The organism is Holophagaceae bacterium, from assembly GCA_016720465.1.
Classification (GTDB): Bacteria; Acidobacteriota; Holophagae; order Holophagales; family Holophagaceae; genus JANXPB01.
This window is the reverse complement of record JADKKO010000004.1, coordinates 1,575,427-1,596,405: the sequence shown is the minus strand read 5'-3', so window position 1 is coordinate 1,596,405 and position 20,979 is coordinate 1,575,427. Positions and strand designations below refer to the sequence as shown.

General features: G+C 63.1%; 17 protein-coding genes and 1 tRNA gene. 11 read left to right on the top strand and 7 right to left on the bottom strand.

What is annotated here, in order from left to right; genetic code table 11:
- Positions 1 to 103 precede the first annotated feature (103 nt).
- Positions 104 to 179: transfer RNA gene (locus IPQ13_14360), tRNA-Arg, on the bottom strand.
- Between IPQ13_14360 and IPQ13_14355 the strand changes: the two genes are divergently transcribed.
- Both IPQ13_14355 and gmd read left to right on the top strand, forming a co-directional pair.
- On the top strand, positions 153 to 398 hold the full coding sequence (locus IPQ13_14355) for a hypothetical protein (protein MBL0212073.1): 246 nt from the start codon (positions 153 to 155) through the stop codon (positions 396 to 398). The genes IPQ13_14360 and IPQ13_14355 overlap by 27 nt on opposite strands.
- A gap of 14 nt (positions 399 to 412) precedes the next feature.
- Positions 413 to 1,453, top strand: a complete 1,041-nt coding sequence (gene gmd, locus IPQ13_14350; protein ID MBL0212072.1) for a GDP-mannose 4,6-dehydratase — start codon at positions 413 to 415, stop codon at positions 1,451 to 1,453.
- Here the strand turns inward: gmd and IPQ13_14345 are convergent, their stop codons facing one another.
- A complete protein-coding gene (locus tag IPQ13_14345; protein MBL0212071.1) occupies positions 1,454 to 2,401 on the bottom strand; it encodes a GDP-L-fucose synthase in 948 nt (315 codons plus the stop codon). It abuts the gene before it with no gap.
- 163 nt (positions 2,402 to 2,564) lie between these two features.
- On the opposite strand from IPQ13_14345, the gene IPQ13_14340 reads away from it, so the two are divergent.
- A complete protein-coding gene (locus IPQ13_14340) occupies positions 2,565 to 3,359 on the top strand; it encodes an acyltransferase (protein ID MBL0212070.1) in 795 nt (264 codons plus the stop codon).
- A gap of 67 nt (positions 3,360 to 3,426) precedes the next feature.
- Here the strand turns inward: IPQ13_14340 and IPQ13_14335 are convergent, their stop codons facing one another.
- Together IPQ13_14335 and IPQ13_14330 are read right to left on the bottom strand one after the other, a co-directional pair.
- A complete protein-coding gene (locus IPQ13_14335) occupies positions 3,427 to 4,698 on the bottom strand; it encodes a hypothetical protein (protein MBL0212069.1) in 1,272 nt (423 codons plus the stop codon).
- A 318-nt stretch (positions 4,699 to 5,016) separates the two neighbouring features.
- Positions 5,017 to 5,925, bottom strand: a complete 909-nt coding sequence (locus IPQ13_14330; GenBank protein ID MBL0212068.1) for a hypothetical protein — start codon at positions 5,923 to 5,925, stop codon at positions 5,017 to 5,019.
- Between the two features lie 210 nt (positions 5,926 to 6,135).
- Between IPQ13_14330 and IPQ13_14325 the strand changes: the two genes are divergently transcribed.
- Both IPQ13_14325 and IPQ13_14320 read left to right on the top strand, forming a co-directional pair.
- The gene (locus IPQ13_14325; protein MBL0212067.1) at positions 6,136 to 8,235 is read left to right on the top strand and encodes a response regulator; all 2,100 of its coding nucleotides are present in this window, start codon (positions 6,136 to 6,138) and stop codon (positions 8,233 to 8,235) included.
- Positions 8,229 to 9,362, top strand: a complete 1,134-nt coding sequence (locus tag IPQ13_14320; protein ID MBL0212066.1) for a hybrid sensor histidine kinase/response regulator — start codon at positions 8,229 to 8,231, stop codon at positions 9,360 to 9,362. The genes IPQ13_14325 and IPQ13_14320 overlap by 7 nt, the downstream gene beginning before the upstream one ends.
- A gap of 65 nt (positions 9,363 to 9,427) precedes the next feature.
- On the opposite strand, the gene IPQ13_14315 is transcribed toward IPQ13_14320, so the two are convergent.
- A complete protein-coding gene (locus IPQ13_14315) occupies positions 9,428 to 11,548 on the bottom strand; it encodes a dehydrogenase E1 component subunit alpha/beta (GenBank protein MBL0212065.1) in 2,121 nt (706 codons plus the stop codon).
- Positions 11,549 to 11,709: 161 nt separating this feature from the next.
- Between IPQ13_14315 and bioB the strand changes: the two genes are divergently transcribed.
- The 5 genes from bioB (at position 11,710) to IPQ13_14290 (ending at position 16,602) form a co-directional block, all read left to right on the top strand.
- The gene (gene bioB, locus IPQ13_14310) at positions 11,710 to 12,651 is read left to right on the top strand and encodes a biotin synthase BioB (protein ID MBL0212064.1); all 942 of its coding nucleotides are present in this window, start codon (positions 11,710 to 11,712) and stop codon (positions 12,649 to 12,651) included.
- Positions 12,652 to 12,779: 128 nt separating this feature from the next.
- Positions 12,780 to 14,327 (top strand): valine--tRNA ligase, encoded by a 1,548-nt coding sequence (locus tag IPQ13_14305; protein MBL0212063.1) that lies wholly within the window; start codon positions 12,780 to 12,782, stop codon positions 14,325 to 14,327.
- A 28-nt stretch (positions 14,328 to 14,355) separates the two neighbouring features.
- Complete coding sequence (locus IPQ13_14300; GenBank protein MBL0212062.1) at positions 14,356 to 15,396, top strand: class I tRNA ligase family protein; 1,041 nt, start codon at positions 14,356 to 14,358, stop codon at positions 15,394 to 15,396.
- A gap of 130 nt (positions 15,397 to 15,526) precedes the next feature.
- Positions 15,527 to 15,946, top strand: coding sequence for a hypothetical protein (locus tag IPQ13_14295; GenBank protein ID MBL0212061.1), 420 nt, complete (start codon positions 15,527 to 15,529; stop codon positions 15,944 to 15,946).
- An 8-nt stretch (positions 15,947 to 15,954) separates the two neighbouring features.
- A complete protein-coding gene (locus tag IPQ13_14290; GenBank protein MBL0212060.1) occupies positions 15,955 to 16,602 on the top strand; it encodes a 3'-5' exonuclease in 648 nt (215 codons plus the stop codon).
- 572 nt (positions 16,603 to 17,174) lie between these two features.
- Here IPQ13_14290 and IPQ13_14285 read toward each other — a convergent pair.
- Positions 17,175 to 19,433: a hypothetical protein gene (locus tag IPQ13_14285; protein ID MBL0212059.1), complete on the bottom strand. Its 2,259-nt coding sequence runs from the start codon at positions 19,431 to 19,433 to the stop codon at positions 17,175 to 17,177.
- A 104-nt stretch (positions 19,434 to 19,537) separates the two neighbouring features.
- On the opposite strand from IPQ13_14285, the gene IPQ13_14280 reads away from it, so the two are divergent.
- On the top strand, positions 19,538 to 20,107 hold the full coding sequence (locus IPQ13_14280; GenBank protein MBL0212058.1) for a hypothetical protein: 570 nt from the start codon (positions 19,538 to 19,540) through the stop codon (positions 20,105 to 20,107).
- Here the strand turns inward: IPQ13_14280 and IPQ13_14275 are convergent.
- Complete coding sequence (locus tag IPQ13_14275) at positions 20,082 to 20,978, bottom strand: phosphatase PAP2 family protein (protein MBL0212057.1); 897 nt, start codon at positions 20,976 to 20,978, stop codon at positions 20,082 to 20,084. The genes IPQ13_14280 and IPQ13_14275 overlap by 26 nt on opposite strands.
- Position 20,979: the final 1 nt, after the last annotated feature.

Sequence of the window (20,979 nt, the reverse complement as noted above, 5' to 3'; positions counted from 1 at the left end):
CTCGACGTCCAAAAAGGGTGAAAACGAAAAAATCGCGGAATCCGCCGGACGATCCCGGCTCTTTCATCTAAATATCCGGTCTGAAAAATACGATCGCAATGAATGGTGGTCCCGGCGCGACTTGAACGCACGACCTATCGCTTAGGAGGCGATTGCTCTATCCACTGAGCTACGGGACCCGCTTCACCACTGCATCTGCAATCATGATACACACAAGCCGGCGGGATCTTGAATGGTCGTTCCAAAATAACTTTTCAGCCGCAGCGCCAGATCAACAAAAGTCGCTGTTATGGAACATCCAGGAAGGAAAAGGTTATTTTGAAACGGCCTTCGGCGGATCGAGAAGGCCCCACCCAGGCTCGGAGCCGCGTATTCTCATCAAGAGTCATTTTCATTGAAAAGGAGCATGTCCATGCCGGTCGCCCTCATCACTGGGATCACGGGTCAAGATGGGAGTTACCTAGCAGAACTGCTGCTATCAAAGGGCTACCAGGTGCATGGCATCGTCCGGCGGGCCTCGTCGATCAACACCGACCGCATCGACCATCTGTATGTGGATCCCCACCAGCAGTCGCAGTTCCATCTCCACTACGGGGACCTTTCGGACGCCGGGGCGCTGCGCAATGTGCTGGACGAGGTCCAGCCGGACGAGATCTACAACCTGGGCGCCCAGAGCCACGTGCGTGTGAGCTTCGACCAGCCCGAATACACCGTCGATGTGGTGGCCGTTGGCGTGGTCCGGCTGCTGGAATCCATCCGCAACTACCAGAAGCACAACCAGAAGCAGATCCGCTTCTACCAGGCCAGCAGCTCCGAGATGTTCGGCTCCGCCAAGCCGCGCCAGCACGAGGGCACTCGGTTCGAACCGCGCAGCCCCTACGCCTGCGCCAAGGTCTACGCCCACTACCAGGTCATCAACCACCGCGAGAGCTATGGGCTGTTCGCGTGCAACGGCATCTTGTTCAACCACGAAAGCCCGCGCCGCGGCGAGACTTTCGTCACCCGAAAAATCACCCGCGCCGCCACGCGCATCAAGCTTGGATTGCAGGAAAAACTCTTCCTCGGAAACCTCGACGCGAAGCGCGACTGGGGCTTCGCCGGGGACTACGTGGAGGCCATGTGGCGCATGCTGCAGCAGGACCAGGCCGATGACTACGCGGTGGCCACGGGCTCATCTATTTCCATCCGGGCCTTCCTGGACCTCGTCTTCGAAAAACTGGATCTGGACTGGCAGAAATACGTGGAAGTGGACCCGCGCTATTTCCGTCCTGCGGAGGTGGACCATCTCGAGGGCGACCCCTCGAAAGCCCGGCGGATCCTAGGCTGGGAACCCAAGACCGATGTCAAGATGCTGGCCGGTATGATGGTGGATTCCGATCTGCGCATCGCGGAGAAGGAACTCCTGCTGAAGAACGCCGGGCATGGCGGAACCGGCCGTGGCGGCTACCGCTGATCAAGCGCCGCCGCGGACCAGGGCCCGGTTCTTCAGGAACCAGTCGTAGGAAAGTCGGATTCCATCGGAAAGGGTGGTCCTGGCTTTCCACCCGAGGGCGTTCAGGCGGGAGACATCCAGCAGTTTCCGGGGCGTGCCATCCGGCATGCTCGAATCCCAGGCGATGCGGCCGGTGAAGCCCGTCACCTGCGCCACCAGCTCCGCCAGCTCACGGATGCTCAGATCCTCGCCCGTGCCGACATTCAGGAACTGTTCGCCGTCGTAGTGGCGCATCACGAAAAGGCAGGCATCCGCCAGGTCATCCACGAACAGGAATTCCCGCCTCGGCGAGCCTGTGCCCCAAAGCATCACTTCGGGAGCGCCCGTTTCCTTGGCATCGTGGAATTTCCGCAGCATGGCCGGCAGCACATGGGAATTCTCAAGATCGAAGTTGTCCCCGGGCCCATAGAGATTGGTGGGCATCAGGCTGATGGCGTTGAATCCGTACTGCCTGTGGAAGGCCTGGCACATCTTCAGGCCGGTTATTTTAGCCACCGCGTACCATTCGTTCGTGGGTTCCAGCGCGCTGGTCAGCAGGCAGTCCTCGGTCATGGGCTGCGGCGCGAGTTTCGGGTAGATGCAGGATGAGCCGAGATCGAGGAGTTTGCGCGCGCCGAACCGGTGGGCCGCGTCGATCACCAGCGCCTGGATCAGGATGTTGTCGCGTATGAAGTCCGCAGGATAGGTGCCATTGGCGTGGATCCCGCCGACCTTGCCCGCCACCAGGAACACGTATTCCGGCCGCTCCCGCTCGAAAAAAGCATTGAGTGCCGCCTGGTCGGTCAGATCGAGCTCGGCCCGCCCGGGCGTCAGCAGGTTCGCGAATCCATCCGTCCGCAGCCGGTTGACCACCGCTGAACCGACCAGACCGCCGGCTCCGGCGATGAAGATCCGAGATTGAGCATCCATGCAATTCCCCTCGCTCCGATAAGCGATGCTATCTGATTCCAGCCAAGCCCGGGCCGGGCCTGGAGCTGCATCCAAATTTCCAAGGAAATCCAACAAATGCTGGACTGCAATTCTTATCTTTTTACGGTAATGTTGACTGTTTAAGTCAGATTTGGAGACCCCCTTGGTCAATCGCCTCGTCGTACTACCCAACGATGCCGCCTCGGCCCGGTTCGACACCTGGGTGGCGGACATCGACGCCCGCATCCGCGATCCCAGGACCGACCGCAACGAGCTTTGCATCGAGCTATGCAGGGGGTTCTACGGCATGCCCGGCGCGCCGCGCAACATCACCGAAGAAATCATGCTGCTCAATTTCGATCCGCGGAACGCCACCTTGGAAGCGGAGTACTACAGCGAGCTGGTGCTGGCGAAATGGGATCCGATCAAGCCGCTGATCTGGCTTTGGCAGATGTTCGACAATTCGCCCCTCAACGCGAACGTCTGGCTCGGCCTGAAATTCCGGTCCATGCTCGCGCAGCACATCTTCAAGAGCTGTGGCCAAGGCGTGAAGTTCTTCACAGGCGTCGAGTGGAGTTTCGGATACAACATCAGCATCGGCGACGGGGTGTTCATCCACCGTTTCGTGCTCCTGGATGACCGCGGCACCATCACGATCAAGGATGGGGCCAGCATCAGCGACTATGCCAACATCTACAGCCACTGGCATGACCTGGTGGAACCGAAGATCGTGAACCTGGGCGACACGGTGATCGGCGTGGGCGCGCGGGTGGCCTACCACGCCACGGTGCTGAGCGGAACGCAGGTCGGCGATTGGGCCATGGTGGGCGCTTTCGGCCTCGCCACCAAGGATGTCCCCGACTACAACGTGGCCATCGGCCTGCCCGCCCATCCCCGGCGCCTCAAGCCCAATGCGCCGGACGACGTGGCCGCTCGGCATCCCAAGCTGGAACGGTAGGCAGGTTTGGGGTTGCGTGTCTTGAACCCTGCGGCATTTTGTTCGCATTGCGCCCCGAGTGCTTCGGTCAGCGGGGCGGGGTCACTCCGTCTCGATGCGCTCCATTGATGATGTTGCTGCGCGAATAGGCGAAGTTGCCGGTGTTGCGGTCCCAGAATCCGCCAGTGATGTAGTTCGCATCCTTCGAAAAAACGAACTGGAACTTGTTGACGATGCCGGAAGCGGCATCCCGCCAGGTTCCGGTGAGCACGTTGGGGGCCGTGAAATCGCCCTGGATGCCGTATTCCGCTGTCACGTGGCTGCCGCTCTGGCGGAAGTTCAGGCGCCTGTTGATGAAGGACGCGTTCCATTTCCCGGAGATGTTGATCGGATTCGAGAAAGGCCCATCTGGATTCTGGACATCCTTTCCCCCATCTGTGCCCACGCGCGTCAGCGTGATTTCCGCGCTCCCTCCGTTCGGACTGATGCTCACGCCGTAGATGGTGGAGCCGGTGATCGGGAGTTTGAGCCGGTTGTACCACTTGTTGTGCCAGAAGGAGACGATCTCATTGCCTTCGACCCGCCACGTGGCATGGGCCTCAGCGTTATTCGGCGCAGTGACCGTGCCATCCCCGTGGTACACATGGATGTCCGTGAACATCCCCGACGTGTGGTGATAGGTCCAGGTGCCGACTATGGATCCGGCAGTCGGCGAGGCATCCGTCGGTCCCTTCGTCGGCACGCCGCCCACGCGTGTCAGCGTGACGGCGGCGCGCGCACCGGTGGGGCTGATGCTCACTCCAGAGATGGCGGAGTTGACGATCGGGAGTTTGAGCCGGTTGTACCACTTGTTGTGCCAGAAGGAGACGATCTCATTGCCTTCGATCCACCACTTGGCATGTGCCGCAGCGGAACTCGGCGCCGTGACCGTGCCATCCGCATGGTAGACGTGGACGTCGGTGAAGGACCCCTGGCGGTAGGTCCACGTGCCGACGATGGATTCGGCGGCCGGTGGCGCCGTCTTCGGTTCGCTGCCGATGCGCGTCAGCGTGACGGCCGCACGCACGCCGGTCGGGCTAATGCTCACGCCGGAGATGGCGGAGTTGGCGATGGGGAGCTTGAGCCTGTTGTACCACTTGTTGTGCCAGAAGGAGACGATCTCATCGCCTTCGATCCACCACTTGGCATGTGCCGCAGCGGAACTCGGCGCCGTGACTGTGCCATTCGCATGGTAGACGTGGACGTCGGTGAAGGACCCCTGGCGGTAGGTCCACGTGCCGACGATGGATTCGGATGCATGGGAAAAAAGGCCGCAGGTGGAAACCAGGGCCGAAAATATCGCCAATTTCCAGAAATTCATGCGGTTCTCCTTTTCTCAACATCCGTGTGGAATTGATTCTTGGGCTTCCGGATGGTTCGCATGGGTGGATTCTTGGTTCCTGATACGCCCTCTATCTGCTCCCGTCAAGGAAAAGGCGGGCCTTCCTGAAGCACGGGACTCGACATGAATGCAATCGCCAAAGATCAGTCGGATCGGAAATAAAAATGAGTCAACAGCGATGAAGGGGATGAAAGCAGGCAGGGGCTTGGTTCTTATCGCCTGCATCCCTATTGATTTTCCTTGTCCTGGTTCATCGCCGATCGGATGGCGCGAGCTTCTTCGGGACTTGGGACCGATTTAAAGCCCCCACCTCGATAACCGCGCATCCGCCCAGGCTTTCCAGCCGCCCTGGACCCGCCCCCCGGCTTCGCAATGCCCGGCACCGCGCACCACCGTTAGATCCGGATGATGGCGCGCGATCATTTGCACGCCATCGAGCGGCGTGATGTGGTCGGTGTCCCCCGCGAGCAGCGCGATGGGCGTGCGCAGACCGGCGCTGGCAATCAGGGGGGACACGCGATCAGGGTCGAATCGCGCGGTGCGGGCTGCGCGGAATATCGCAATTGCTTCCGCCGGCTTCGCCAACGATTCAATCCAACCAAGTGTGCCTTTCAGGTGATTGCTCGCGGAATCCCTCAGATCCTTGTAGGGAGACTCCAGCAAGGCCCCGGCAAGCGGTCCGCCTGACTTTTCGAGGTCCGCCAAGGCAAGCAGGCCGACCCCTGCGCCCATGCTGGTTCCCACGATCAGGATCCGGCGGCGGGGGATGCCCTGGCTTTCCAGGAATCCCTCGACGCGAACCACGTCCTGCCGTTCCCAGGCGCCGAGGGTTGAAGGGATTTCGGGATGCCGGTCCCGGCCGCGGAAGGTGAACACCACCGCATCCCAGTCCGGCAGATCCCTCGCCCGCGAAGCGCTTCCCCAGGCGTCATCCCCGAAGCCGTGCAGGATGATGGCGACGCCCTTGGAGTGGAGGCGGTGCAGCCACCAGACTTCCAATGGCGCCGCTTCGCCACCAGGGATTTCATGCCTCGACCAGCGGCTCCCGTCCTCGGCGATCGTTCCGCGGATGCGCTCCCGCTCGGCATCGGCGCGTTGCGGCATGGGACCCTTGAGCAGGTGGTCCGGCAGCGCGAATCCCGCGCCCACCGTGAGCCCCGCCCAGAGTAGAAGGAGCGATAGAAAAAACCGGAGGGCCAGGCGCATGGATGGCCTACGGGGCGTGCGAACAACGGATTAGAGTCAACAAGTCTGGACCTCGCGCCGGCCCCCGCCGAAGAAACGATGCTTCCCCGCTCTCTTTTTTCTGGATCGAACCGCCTGCTGGATTGACCGGCATCCCCGTCGCCAGCGGACATGGGAGTTCGAAGGCCCTTGAGCCTATGATGTGGATCATTCCCCACCCGAAGGCCTCCAATGGGTTCCAAACCGCACTCTGACCGAGCCATCCTGCGCCTGATGAATTTCTGGCCGAGCTGGTTGACGCCCCAAGGCCTCACCCTGGCCCGGACCGAGGAAGAACGGAATGCCCAGGCCGTGGAGCGGCGATTCCAGTACCACGGGTTCCAGGTGCCGATCCTCCGGGCCCTGGCCCTCGTGTTCCTGACGCTGATGGTGATCCTGCATACCGACACAGGCGGAGGATCGGGTCTGCATCGGGGGCTCCGTTTTTTTCTTCCAGCCTTCACCTACTGGGCCCTCAGTTTCGCCCTGGTCCGCAAGTTCTACCGGAGGGTCGGCTTCCTGGATCTGGGAAGGGTCGTGGCCGGCCTGGATGTCCTGGCGGTGCTGCTCGCCATCCATGTGACCGGCAGCGGCAAGAGCCTGCTGCTGCCGGTGATGCTGATCCCCATCTCCTTCCTCGCCCTGACCTCCTTCCGGATCGCCCTCATCGCCTCGGTGGTCCTTCCCATCCTGTACTTGGCCTACATGGGGCTTTTCGGCCACTCCTACACCTGGGGGGCCGAGATCACGAAGGCTTTCATCCTGCTGTTTTCCGATATCTTCCTCACCCTCACGTCGCTGGTGGTCCACAGCTGGCGGGCCAGGCTCAACGAAGCCCTCGACATCTCCAGGGACCTCATCCAGCAGCTCGAGGACCGGGGCGCCGAGTTGGCCGAGTCCAAGGTCAAGGCCGAACAGGCCTCCCTGTCGAAAAGCGTATTCCTCTCCAACATGAGCCATGAACTGCGGACTCCGCTGAACGCGATCCTCGGCTACTCCCAGCTTTTGAGGCGGCGCAACCTGGAACCGGACATGGAGGAACAGCTCGGCCGGATCCAGCGTTCCGGAGAGCACCTCCTCGGCCTCATCAACGACGTGCTGACCATCTCCAAGATCGAGGCCGTCGGGATCACGGCCACGCCCGCGCCCTTCAGCCCGGCGGACCTGTTCCGCAGCCTGGAGGACATGATCCGCATCCGGGCCCAGGACAAGGGGATCGCCTTCTTGATGGAGCTGCGGACGGCATTCCCGGAATGGGTGCTCGGCGACGAGAACAAGCTCCGCCAGGTGCTGATCAACCTGCTCGGCAATGCGGTCAAATTCACGAAGCAGGGCCATGTGCGCCTGGCGGCCACCTACGCGGACGGCCGGGCGCATTTCCTGGTGGAGGACACGGGCCCTGGCCTATCCAGCGAGGAAATCGAAGCCATGCTCTTCCATCGTTTCTCCCAGACCGATGCCGGACGGAAGGCCAGCGAAGGCACAGGATTGGGCCTGAATATCAGCCAGGCCATCGCCCGGGCGCTGGGCGGGGAGATCCAGGTTGAAAGCGAAGTGGGCCAAGGCACGCGCTTCGGATTCGAGATTCCCCTGCCTCCAGAAAGCCTTCCCGCAACCGATCCTAAACCATCGACCGCCAAGGTGGCGGGCGTCCTTGCGCCCGGGCAGGAACCTCCGCGCATTCTGGTGGTGGATGACCGAGAAGAGAACCGTGACTTGCTGAGGCGGATCCTTGAAGAAGCCGGGGCGGTTCCGATCCTCGCGGCGGACGGATCTTCGGCCCTCGACGCCATCCAGGAATTCCGCCCGGACCTGGTCTTCCTCGATATCCGGATGCCGGGGATGGATGGTTTCGAGGTCCTCCAGCGGATCCGGAAGCAGGAATCCGGACCCTCCGGAGAGCCGCCGCAGCGGCTTCCCGTGGTGGCTCTGACGGCCAGCGTCCTCGACCACGAACGGGATGCGGTCATGGCCAGGGGCTTCGATGAATACATCCGGAAACCATTCCAGGTGTGGGAAATCACGGACTGCATCAGCCAATTCCTGGGCCTCCGCTTCATCCCTCGCGCGGCGGAGCAGCCCTCCATCGAGTCCGCCCTTCCTGCGCGGTCCCTGTCAGAGTCCACCCGGAAAGACCTGCTGGCCGCCATCGAGATCGGAGATTTGGATGAGGCCTTGAGGATCCTGGATGCGGTCGAGGACCAGGACGCCGCCAGGCCGCTCCGGGATCTGGCGAAAAAGTACCGGTTCGAATCCTTGAAGGATCTGCTGTCCCAGGAGCGCCCATGCTGACCCCAACCCCCGACATCCTGATCGTGGATGACAATCCCAATAATCTGGATCTCCTGGCCGGACTGCTGAAAGAGCAAGGCTGCCGGGTCCGCGCGGCGCCCTCGGGAAGGATGGCCATCAAAGCCGCGGAAACGTCTCCCCCGGAACTGGTGCTCATGGACATCTCCATGCCGGAAATGGATGGCTACGAAGCCTGCGCAGCCCTGAAGGCCCACCCAGCCCTGTCGAAGATCCCCGTGATCTTCTTGAGTGCCCTCGACGAACCCCTGGACAAGGTGCGGGCCTTCCAGGCGGGAGGGAGCGACTACATCCCGAAGCCATTCCAGATCGAAGAAGTCGTCGCGCGGGTGGAGCACCACATCCGCTTCAGCCGGCTCCAACGGGAGATCGAAGCCCAGAATGCGAAGCTCCTGGATGCGAATCTGAAGCTCAAGGAGATCAACGACATCAAGGCCGACATGAACGCCATGCTGGTGCACGACCTCAAGTCCCCGTTGAAATTCTGGCAGACCCTGCTGGATTGCCTGAGCGAAGCGCAGCCCGTGCCCGGCGAAATCGTGAAAGCCTCCATCCAATCCATCGAGAAGGTGAACACCCTGCTTTCGGAGATGCTCGAAGTCTTCCACTTCGAGAGCGGGGATGTGCTCTTTGAATCGGTTCCCATCGTTCCCGCGGACCTGGTGCGGCGGGTTGTCGAAGCACACACCTACCTGGCGGCGCAAAAAGGCGTGCGGGTGGAATGGACCGCCCACGGCGAGCCCCGGCCCATCCAGGGCGACCCGGTCAAACTTGAAAGGGCTCTCGCCAACCTGCTCGGCAACGCCATCAAGTTCACGCCCAAGGGGGGCCGCGTCACGGTGGAAGCCGCGACCGAGACCGGCGCCGGCGTGGACGCCGGCCTGCAATGGACCACATTCAAAGTGGTGGATTCGGGTCCTGGCATCCCGCCCGAGGAACTGCCCTACATCTTCGATGCCTACCGCCATGCCCGGCGGCGGAGCGCCGGAGAGGGCGTCGGCCTCGGCCTGGCCATCGTGCAGAACATCGTGGCCACCCACAAAGGCCGCGTACTCGCCCAGAGCCAGCTCAACCTGGGGAGCTCGTTCACGATCATGCTGCCCTGCTGAGAACGAACAGCGGTGCCTGTCCAACCTCGATACCGTCCTTTTGCAGCTATGAAGCCACGCCCGGCCTAAACCCTTGCCAAGGCCTGGAATGCCTCCAGGAAATCGCTGGCCTGGGGCAGCACTTCATCTTCGAGGTGTGGATTGTACGGGACCCAGGTATCCTTCGCGCCCAATCTGCGCACAGGCGCATCGAGATCGAAGAACAGTTCGTCAGCGATGCGCGCGGCGATCTCGGCGCCGTAGCCCCAAGAGAGCGTATCTTCGTGGGCGACGATGACGCGGTGGGTTTTCTTCACGGTCTCCACGATGGCATTCCAGTCGTAGGGATTCAGTGACCGCAGGTCGATGATCTCGACGTGGAGGCCTTCTTTCTCGGCTTCGCGGGCGGCCTGGACAGCGCGGTACACGGTGCAGCCATAGGTGATCACGGATAGATCTTTTCCCTCGCGCACGGTGCGGGCTTTGCCGAAAGGGATCATGAAGTCCCCGTGGGCCTCGGGCCCCTTGTTGTGGGTCTGGCGGTAGAGGTGTTTGGGTTCCAGGAAGAGCACGGGATCATCGCAGCGGATGGCGGTGCGCAGCAGGCCCGCGGCGTCCAGCGCCGTGCTGGGGTAGATGACGCGCAGGCCCGGGATGTGGGTGAAGGTGCTTTCGCCGCACTGGGAATGGTAGGTGGCGCCACCCATCAGGTAGCCCGCGATGGGGACACGGATGACCATGGGGCATTTGAAGGCGCCGTTGCTCCGCCAGCGGATGTTGGGCAGCTCATCGCGGAGCTGCTGCATGGCGGGCCAGATGTAGTCGAAGAACTGGATCTCCACCACGGGTTTGAAACCTCGCGCCGCCAATCCGATGGCGCGGCCCACGATGGTGGCTTCGGCCAGGGGCGAGTTGTAGACACGATTGGCGCCGAAGGCCTTCTGCAATCCGTGGGTGGCCTTGAACACGCCGCCCTTCCCTTTCACTTCTTCGAGAACCTCAGCGCGGGTGGCATCGGCCACGTCCTCGCCGAACACCAGGATGCGCCCGTTCCGGGCCATCTCCTGCTTCATCACATGGTTCACGGAATCAATGAGCGTCTTGGGTCCGCTCTTCTCCTCGATGCTGGCTTCGGTATCGAAAGCCGCTGAACACGGGTCCACATCCTCGCTGTAAAGGTGCTGGAGATAGCTTCCGCTGGCAGGCACTGGAGCCTTCTCGGCGGCCTCCCAGGCAAGGTCGACTTCCATCTGGATTTCGGCCTTGATCTGCTCCAGATCCGCTTCGCTGACATCGCCTGATTCCACGAGCTTGTTCGCATAGGTGAGCACAGGGTCGCGCAGGGCTTCCTCGTGGCGCTGGCTGGAGGACTTGTAGAGACCTTCGTCATCGGACAGCGAGTGGCTGTAGGGGCGGATCACCTGGGCGCGCACCAGCGCCGGGCCTTTGCGCGCCCGGGCATGGTCGATGGCCCGCTTCATCGCATCGTAGCTTGCCAGCGGATCGCAGCCATCCACATCATCCACGATGAGCAGGCCGTGCGGCTCATAGCCCTTGAGCAGGGCCGCGACATTGCCGCCGGGATACTGGACTTCGCTGGGAACCGAAATGGCGTAGCCGTTGTCTTCCACCAGGAAAACCACCGGCAATTTCAGGTTCACTGCATTGCTGATGGCTTCCCAGAATTCACCCTGGGAACAAGTTCCATCCCCGGTGGTGGTGAGCACCACTTCATCCGAGTGGATGCCCATTTCCTGCAGCAGGTTGCAGGCCTCGGCCCGGATGATGGCCTCGGCGGCGCCCACGGCCTGCAGGAACTGGGATCCAGTGGGGCTCGATGTGGTGAAGATGTTGAGGTTTTTCTCGCCCCAATGGCTGGGCATCTGCCTGCCGCCGCTGGAGGGATCATCGGCGCTGCCCACGCTGCCCAGGAACATCTGTTCTGCCGTGTAGCCCAGGCCATAGCTCAGCGCGCGGTCCCGATAGTAGAAGAAGAACCAGTCGTAGCCAGGCCTCATCAGCATGGCCGCCGCGGCCTGGACCGCCTCGTGGCCCACGCCGTTGATCTGGAAGAAGACCTTGTTCTGCCGCTTGCCGATGATCTCCTTGTCGTCGATGCGGCGGGCTGCGTAGATCGTGCGGAAGAGCGCGATGCGCTGCTCCCGGGTGAGGGCGTCCGAAGGCTGGCCGACAGGTTTGCCAGCCATGGCCGGCTGGGTGCTGATGGGGCTGGCAGGTCGGGTCAAGGGACCTCCGATTGGGGCGTCAGCAGGATATGGAGAATCCCCAAACTATCATGTATGGCGCGGTTTTCCGAGGCAGAAAACCCCGCCTGACATGGTAAGTTTATGGATTCGCCTGGTGCCCGATGAAAACCATCCAAGAGATCCGAGCCATCCACGATCTGCCCTTCCCCGAGCTCCTGTACCGGGCAGCGACGGCGCACCGCCAGAATTGGGATCCCAATGACATCCAGTTCTGCACCTTGGACTCCATCAAGACCGGGGCATGTCCTGAAGATTGCGCCTACTGCCCCCAGAGCGCCCGGTACAACACAGGCCTGAAGGTCGAACCCCTGAAGGATGTGAAGTCAGTTTTGGATGGAGCTGCGTTGGCCAAGGCCAATGGCTCCACCCGCTACTGCATGGGCGCGGCCTGGCGCGAAGTGAAGGACGACCGCAATTTCGACGCTGTGCTGGAGATGGTCCGCGGGGTATCCGGCATGGGCATGGAAGTCTGCGTGACCCTCGGCATGCTCAACGCGCCCCAGGCCAAGCGGCTCAAAGAGGCCGGCTGCAAGGTCTACAACCACAACATCGACAGTTCCAAGGATTTCTACGAAACCATCATCTCGACTCGGAAGTTCGATGAGCGGCTGGCGACCATCGCCGCTGTGCGCGAAGCCGGACTTGAAGTCTGCTGCGGTGGCATTGTCGGCATGGGCGAGACCGTGGACCATCGCATTCATTTCCTGCACGAGCTCACCGAGATGGATCCCGTCCCAGAGAGCATCCCCATCAACCATCTCGTGCCCGTGGCAGGCACGCCCCTGGCGGATCTCCCGCCGGTGCCGCCCCTGGAATTCATCCGCATGATCGCCACAGCGCGGATCCTGTTTCCCAAGAGCCGCATCCGCCTCAGCGCCGGGCGCACGGCCATGAGCGACGAGATGCAGGCCCTGGCGTTTTTCGCGGGCGCCAACAGCCTTTTCACCGGCGACAAGCTGCTCACCACGCCCAATCCCGGCGAATCCCACGACCACCGTCTGCTGGAAGCTCTTGGTATGCGGATCGAAGGCGCGGCGGTTTGAAAAAACACCACACGGAGGGTAGCTGAGCAGCGGAGGGAAGCTGAGAAAAACACTTTTGTTCCTCCGCTGCCCTCCCCTCCTCCGCTTCCCTCCGCGTAGTCGCATTTTTTTATTGTTAGGAACACTCGATGCGTGAAATGGACAAGGCCTTCGATTTCAAGACAGCGCAGGAGCGCTGGTACGCGACCTGGGAGGCCGCGAGGACCTTCGAGGCCAAGCCCGCCAGCGGCAGGACGCCCTTCTCCATGTCCCTGCCGCCGCCCAACATCACCGGCAACCTGCACATGGGCCACGCGCTGGCCTACTCGCTGCCGGACGTCATGGCGCGCCTCAAGCGGGCCCAAGGCTTCGATGTGGCCTGGATTCCCGGCGTGGACCACGCGGGCATCGCCACGCAGATCATCGTGGAACGCCAATTGAAGGCCGAGGGCACCGACCGCCACGCCCTGGGCCGCGAAAAGTTCCTGGAGCGCATCTGGTCCTGGAAGGAACAGAACCAGGCCGATATCGAGAACCAGCTGCGGCGCCTTGGCGCCAGTCTGGACTGGACCCGCAAGCGCTTCACCATGGACCCGGACCTGAACCGCGCCGTGCGCAAGGTGTTCGTGGAAGCCTTCCGCCAGGGCCGCATCTACCGCGGCCCGCGCATGATCCAGTGGGATCCGGTTTCGCAGACGGCCCTCAGCGATCTCGAAGTGAAGCATGTCGAACGCAACGGACATCTCTGGCACATCAACTACCCTTTCGCCGACGGCAGCGGCCACCTGACCGTCGCCACGACCCGGCCCGAAACCATGCTCGGCGACACCGCCGTGGCGGTGCATCCCGATGACGAGCGGTACACGCACATCGTCGGAAAGATGGTGCGACTGCCCCTCACTACCCGAGAGATTCCGGTGGTCGCCGACGCCTTCGTGGAACGTGATTTCGGCACCGGGTGCGTGAAACTGACACCGGCCCACGACCCCAACGACCATGCAGCGGGACTACGGCTGCAACTGCCTTCCATCGCAGTCATCGGCTTCGACGCCAAGATGACCCCGGCCGCAGGCGCCGCCTACGCGGGCCTGGACCGTTTTGAGTGCCGCAAGAAAGTGGTGGCGGAACTGGAGGCCCAGGGCCTCCTGGCCAAAATCCAGACCCACATTTCGCAAGTGGCGGTGTCCGACCGCACCGGCGCCGTGCTCGAGCCCCTCGTATCCGAACAGTGGTTCATGGACGTGAAGGAGGCCGCGCAGCAGGCGCTGCAGGTGGTCCGCGAGGGCAAGATCACCTTCACGCCCGAACATCACGTGGCGGTCTGGGAACACTGGCTCAGCAATATCACGGACTGGTGCATTTCGCGCCAGCTCGTGTGGGGGCATCGAATTCCCGCGTGGACCTGCGCGGCCTGCGGCCATCTGCACGTGGAACTGGAAGCGCCCGCTTCATGCTCCAACTGCGGTTCCACGAACCTGGAGCAGGATCCCGACACGCTGGACACCTGGTTTTCCTCGGCGCTCTGGCCCTTCAGCATCCTGGGCTGGCCCGACGAGACCGAAGATCTCAAGCGTTACTATCCCAACGACCTAATGTGCACCAGCTACGACATCATCTTCTTCTGGGTGGCGCGCATGGTGATGAGCGGCCTCACTTGGACTGACCAAGTCCCTTTCAAGAAAGGTCTACTTCAATAGCCTGGTTCGCGATGCGTCCGGCGCGAAGATGTCGAAGTCCAAGGGCAATGTGATCGATCCGCTCGAGGTCATGGACGAGTTCGGCACAGACGCGCTGCGGTTCACGCTCATCTCGATGTCGGCGCCGGGCACGGACATCGCCCTATCCCGCAACCGCCTGGAGTCGAGCCGCAATTTCTGCAACAAGCTCTGGAACGCCGCCCGCTTCGTGCAGATCAACCTGACGGATGATGTGACGCTTGAAGTGGAACCGGAGCTGGGCGAGGCAGAATATTGGATGATCGGACGCCTGCGCGAGGATCTGCACAAAGTCACGGCGGCCCTGGAGGAATTCCGTTTCCACGAAGCCGCGGACCTTCTCTACCACCTGGTCTGGGATGATTTCTGCGCCACCTACATCGAGCTGGCCAAGGTCAATCTGATGAACGGCACGGCCGGCCAGAAGGCCGCCATCCTGCACTTCCTCGACATCCTGCTCCGGGCGCTGCACCCCATGGTGCCCTTCGTCACGGAGGAAATCCATGAGGCCGTCCTGGCGGATCGCTTGCTTCCCGGCGAATCCAGACTGCTGGCAGAGCGGTCGTGGCCCAAGGATCATCCCCTGCTTTCCAGGCAAGGTGGAAACGCAGCCTTGATACCGCGTTTCCAGGACATCCTGAGCGCGTTCCTGCGCCTGAAGGCGGAGAACGGCGTGGATCCGGCCAAGCGCGTGGCGGCGGCCTGCACGATCATGGAATTGCGGCCCTTCAGCGAGGCGCTCAAAACCATCGCCAGATTGGAAAGCATCGAATTTATGAGCGGCGATCTGGCCTCCACGACCCGCGCCGTCGGCGTGGTGAGCGGAGGCACCATCGCCCTTGAACTCGCAGGCCTCAAGGATCCCGTGGCGGAAAAGACGAAGCTTGAAACCGAGCGCGCCAAGCTCTTGAAAGAACTGGAGCCCCTGCGGTCCCGCCTGGCCGATGAAAGCTTCGTCACCAAGGCTCCCGAGGCGGCCGTAGCCAAGTTGCGCGGCCAGGCCGAAGAAAAAGAAGCCCGGCTGAAGCAGGTCGTCTCGTTGCTAGGGTAGGAAGAAATACGCTCGAAGGGAGCGTTGAAAAATCGAAGGTCCGCAGGGGACTTCCCCTGAGAATCTCCGCCCCTCCGCGCGTGTTTTCTCTCCGGCCCCGGATGACGCCCGCCCACGTTACCCTTGAGCCATGACGAAAACCTACTATGCAGGCATGGACATCGACGCCCCTTGCGGACGCTGCAAGGGCGAGACGCGGCACCGGGTGCTGACGCTCACCAATGGTGTGCCCGACAACCTCATCTGCGCCAATTGCAAATCGGTGCATAAATTCAGGCCGGACCGGACCAAAGCCGAGGCGGCCCCCCGAATTGCGCGAGGCGGCACCAGCCTGAAGCCCAGGCCTTCCGCCTCGCCTTCCCGTTTCCAGGAGCTCATGACCCAGGAACAGGCGGGCAGCATCGCGAAGCCCTACAGCATCCAGTCCCGCTGGGATGAGGGCGACTGGATGGACCATCCGAGTTTCGGGCTGGGGAAGGTCCAGAAGCGCCTGGCCAAGAAAGTGGATGTGCTCTTCCGGGATGGATTGAAGACGCTCATCAGCGCCTGACTCCGTCTATGTCCGCATCCGAAGGAATTCCGCTGCTCGCCGAAGAGGCCCAGCCCCTGAGGACGCTGCGCTTCGCCATCATCGATCTGGAAACCACCGGCGGCAGCCCCAAGGCTTTCTGGGACAAGAAGGAACGATTCCATCCGGCCTCGGAAATCACGGATGTGGGTGTCGTGAAAATGTGCGGGCCCGTCATCGAAGGCGGTTTCGAAATGCTTTCGGCCATCGAAGGCGACTACCCTCCGCTCATCCAGCGGCTCACGGGCATCACGCCGGCGATGCTCGCCGAAGCCAAGCCTTGGGAACAGGTGGCGCTTCGCCTTGCCAGTGAACTGGAAGGCCGTGTCTGGGTGGCCCACCACGCTCCTTTCGATGGTTCCTTCCTGAAAGCCTGGCTGCCTCAGGGGCTTTGGCATCGCCACCGGCTCGTCTGCACCCGGATGCTGGCCAAGGCGCTCGTTCCAGAGGCCAAAAGCCGGGCGCTGCACCAGCTCTGCCTCCTGTTGAACATCCACAACCGCCGCGCCCACCGCGCCCTGCCCGACGCCGAGGCCACCGCAGAATTGATGCAGCACCTGCTCGCCAGGGCCGAGGATCGCGACCTCGACGCCAACGCCTTCCTCGCCCTAGCCGAAGTGCCCTGGGGGAAGGTTTAGGCGCCGTTACACACTGGCCAGCGCTTTTCTGGCCAGTGCGTTACGGCGCCTTATGTCGGCCGCAGGCCGACGCGGTGGATGATGCTCCACACTAAATCGAAGGTGCGTTACGGCCTCCGGCAGGCCGACGCGATGGACCATGCGTGCTCCACTAGCTGTGCTCTTGGAAGGCTCCTGCCGTTACGCTTGCAGAGCCGGCGCCTTATGTCGGCCCCAGGCCGACGCGATGGATGATGCTCCACATTAAATCGAAGGTGCGTTACGGCGCCTCCGGCTATCGCGCGCAGTGCCCGCTCCCCGTGGCGCATGGTGCTCCCACTCGCTATCGTGGCGCGGGCCTCCCTGCTCGCTACGCTTGCAGAGCCGGAGCCTTATGTCGGCCGCAGGCCGACGCGATGGATGATGCTCCACACTAAATCGAAGGTGCGTTACGGCGCCTCCGGCTATCGCGCGCAGTGCCCGCTCCCCGTATCGCACGCAGTGCGTGCTCCCACTCGCTGTGCTCTTGGACGCGGAGCCTCCCTGCTCGCTACGCTTGCAGAGCCGGAGCCTATGTCGGCCGCAGGCCAGACCTAGCGCCGGCCTGGCCGCGCCTCCTGGGCCGGCTGCTCCAACCGCTTGGCCAGGCCCGGCTGAAGCAGATCAAGTTCCAGCCCGAGCTGCCGCAATTCTTCTGTGCGGCCCAGGTTGCGCAGAGCGGCGGCCCAGGGCTGGAGAATGCGGCGGAACGGCGCGTCCATGAACCAGCGCATCATCCGCTGCGAGGTTTCCTTCATGCCTGGCGGAGGTTTCAAATGGCGCGGAAGCGCCTCGCGCCACCCCAGGTCCCACAAAGCCTGGCACCAATCCGCAAGGCCCTCCCAGTCCTTGCGCGAGGACAGGAATTCAGAAACCAGGCTGGTCGTGTCCACATCCACCGGCCCCGTGCGGAACGGATCCCGTTCCTCCACGTTGTTTTTCCAGATGGACAGGGTCCGCAAAAACGAACCCGGTTTCGGACGGGAGGGCGATAGGGCGGCCCACGTGACCCAGGCATGGAGCGGGCCTCTCGTGGCGGGCCATCGCCGGGTATCGGCTTCAAGCTGCGGGAGCAATTTCCCCGCGGCTTCGGCCCAGCGTTCCGCGTCAAGCTTCCAATCCTTGGGAAGGAGCGCGGGTCCCTTGGTCCGGGCGAGGTCCGCCAACAACCGCTTCTCCAGGCCCGGGGTCTGGGGCCGGGCGGTCACCTCGGCAATGCGCAGCTCTCGGGCCTCCGCGTGGTAGGGATGCGCCTTGATGAAGGCATCCAGTTCCGCCAGATAAGGCAATCCGCCCTGGGCGCGCAACAAGTCGGACAGGGCTTCAGGCGTGGGCAGTCCACCGCCGCTGGAGAGCAGCTCCTGGCCCCGCAGCAGCACCCACCTGGCCGCGCCCCCTTCCCCCCGGTCGTTGAACAGCCTGGCTTCGGTTTCATTCAACTGATCCCACACGAGATCGCGGCCGGGTTTCCAGGCATCGAAGGCGGGATTCCCCTGGAGGGCTTTGAACTCCTCTTTCCATTCCGGTTTGCCTTGGGTGGCCAATCGCAAGGGCGGCGGCGCCGCGGGGATCGGCAGCTCCTTCAGAGGCGGTTGCTTGATCACATCCATGAAGGCCCGCTGATCGCTTTCCTGGTAAAGCTTCGCCAGGTCGCCCCCAAGCAGGTTGATCTTGCTGAAAGGCAGTTGCGCCCAGCGCCACATCCGGCCGCTCAGGGCGCGGCTTTCCTCCAGCACGGCCAGGGCATCCTGACGGCGGCCAAGGTGGAGCAGCGCTTCTATGCGATGCGGGCCCCAGGCTCCGGCCGCCGCGGCCCGGTGCACGCTGTGGGATGCGCCGGAACCGCCACCGCTGGCCTGGACCACGGAAGGCTGCAGCGCCTGGGCCATGGCGGCTTCCGCCAGGCGGGCCAGCCCCACCCAATCCTTGCTGCGCCGGTGGGCCAGCGCCAACGGTTCCGCGGCCACAAGCGGGGGCCAGGGCTGGCGGGGGGCGGGTTCCAGCGAGGCCAACAGGGCTTCCGGTGAATCGCCGGAGCCCGCCAACTCGGCCCAGGCGCTCCAGAGCCGCCCATCGCCGGGCCGGGCTTTCAGGGCATCTTCCACTCCGCGGCGCAGCCGGGTGAGGATCGGCTGCAGCAGGGAGGACTGGGGAAAGCCCTTGGCTTCTTCATCCAGACCCACCCGGAACTCGAAATTCTCCTCCCAGCCATCGACTTCCAGCAGGCCCCGGAGGGCCCGGTCCACCTCGCCAAACCGGGCCTGGTCCTGGTCGGCATCCGGAGCCTTGGGCTCCGCTTCCTTATCGGCAGGCTCGGGTTCCTGATCCCCGGGACCCGCGGCCACGTGCAGGGCTTCCGTGAACAGATCCTGCCACGCGTCCCCGTTGTCGGGATGTTCCCGAAGGAAAGCCTCCCGCCGCTCCGACTGGGGTTTCCAGCCTGAGTCCCGCAGGACCTGGAGCAGGGATTCGGCCGTGGGCTGCGAGGTCCCCGAGGCCACGATCTCAAAGGCGGGACCCAGGACCGCCCAGTGGCTTTCCCCAGCCGGCCAGCGCTGCCGCAACCACAGCCCCTTGGATTGGCCTTCGTCCAATTGGAGGAAACTGAGCTCGCCCGAAGCCCTCAGCCTGGCCACTGGCAGTTCATTGGCCCAGGGCCCTTCAAATTCCTGGCCGCGGGAAATGAACTGGTAGGCCCCCTGGCGGTCCGGCCGGACCCGCTGGCGCGAAAGCAGCGCTTCCCAGGCATCCGGAGCCTGGGACAGCAAGCCCGAAGAAACGAGAACCAGGATCGAAGCGCGACGGTAGGCCATGGTGATTCCATGATGCCGGAAGGAGAGGAACAGCACCGCCTCGAACCTTCAAAATGACCCATTCGCGGGCAGTATTTAGCGTTGATTCCGGTCAGACTCTTCCCATGGATCTCTCGCGTTTCTTGGATGTGGTGCGGAACAGCGGCTGGCAGGGCATGGCGCTTTGGGGGGTGCTGCTGGCCCAGGCCCTGCTGTGGGTCGGGCTGGTGCGGCTGCACTTGGCGGTGCGCCGCGAAGAGGCCCCATGGGAGGAATGCGTGGGCAAGATCCGCTCGGCCTTTCTCCGTAAATTGAACGGCGAGGACGAGATCGCCGAACTGAAGGTCCATCGCTACGCGCCCCTGGTGGACCAGCTCATCGCCCTCCATTTCGCCGAGGCCAAATCGGAACTCTTCCTGCGCTGGCTGCTGCTGCGCTGGAAGGCCAAGGAAGGCCTGCGCCCCTATTGGGTCCGCTGGGGCCACCTGCTTATCGTGTTCGGCGGCGTGGTCTGGTTCCTTCAAGGGTTGAGGCTCGACATCGGCACGGAAGTGCTCAAGCGCACGCCCTGCGATCCACGCCTGCTGTGGGTATGGCTCGGCTACGCCATGTGGATCGCCTGGAATCTCGTGCAGTTGCAGGGCAATCTTGAGCGCGTGCAGCGAAGCCTCATTGCGCCGCGGCAGGACGAATAAACCGGTTGGAAATAGCGAAGGCGAGGAGTCCCATCAGGATGCCCGCGGGGACGTCCACCAGGTAGTGGGCCCGCAGGTAGACTACGGCCGGAAGCATCAGCGCGGTAACGGCGGCGAGAGGCACGAAGAGCCCCGGCAGCTCCCGCCGGACGGATAGGGTCAGGAGCAGGGCCACGGCGATGTGCGAAGAAGGAAAGGCGCCGGCCCGGATTTCACCGTTGGAGGTCAGATAGAACAACAGATGGTTGAAGACGTAGCCATCGTAGAGCTGCGGCCCCTGGTGAGGCGGAAACCAGAAATGGGGCCCGACGGTCGGAAAGAGCCAGAAGATCGCATAGCAGGTGAAGAAGCATGCGGAAGCAGCCAGCGCGATGCGTTCAGCCGCAAGGTAGCCCCGCCGGAACAAGACGGAGAGGAATACCACCGGCGTGAAAAAGTAGTAGGCGAAGTAGGCGAAGCAGAAGAGCTCCGAAAGCCACCTGGAAGGGAGGGCGGCCCGGAAGGCGAGCGAAGGCTGGGCGTTGAACAGCGCCCCTTCCAGGCGCGCCAGTCCAGCGTCCATCGGGGCCGCCCGGAGCACCGGCCAGATGATTTCGATCTGCCGGTAGAAGACCAGGTACAGGAGCGGCACGTAGCAGAAACGGAGCAGGGTCGGGAGCACGGCCCTGGTGTCCCGGCTCCAGCGAACGGCCACCCATGCAACCAGCGCCACCGCGGCATTGGCGATGAGTTGTTTCCCACAGCCAGGAACTCCCCGGGCAAGTCCCGCGAGCAGGACCAGGGATGCGGGAACCAGGTAGGCGGCCAGCGCCAGGTCGAGGGGACGCCAGGAGCCCAGCGGACCGGACAGCCCAAATGGCCGTGGCCGCATG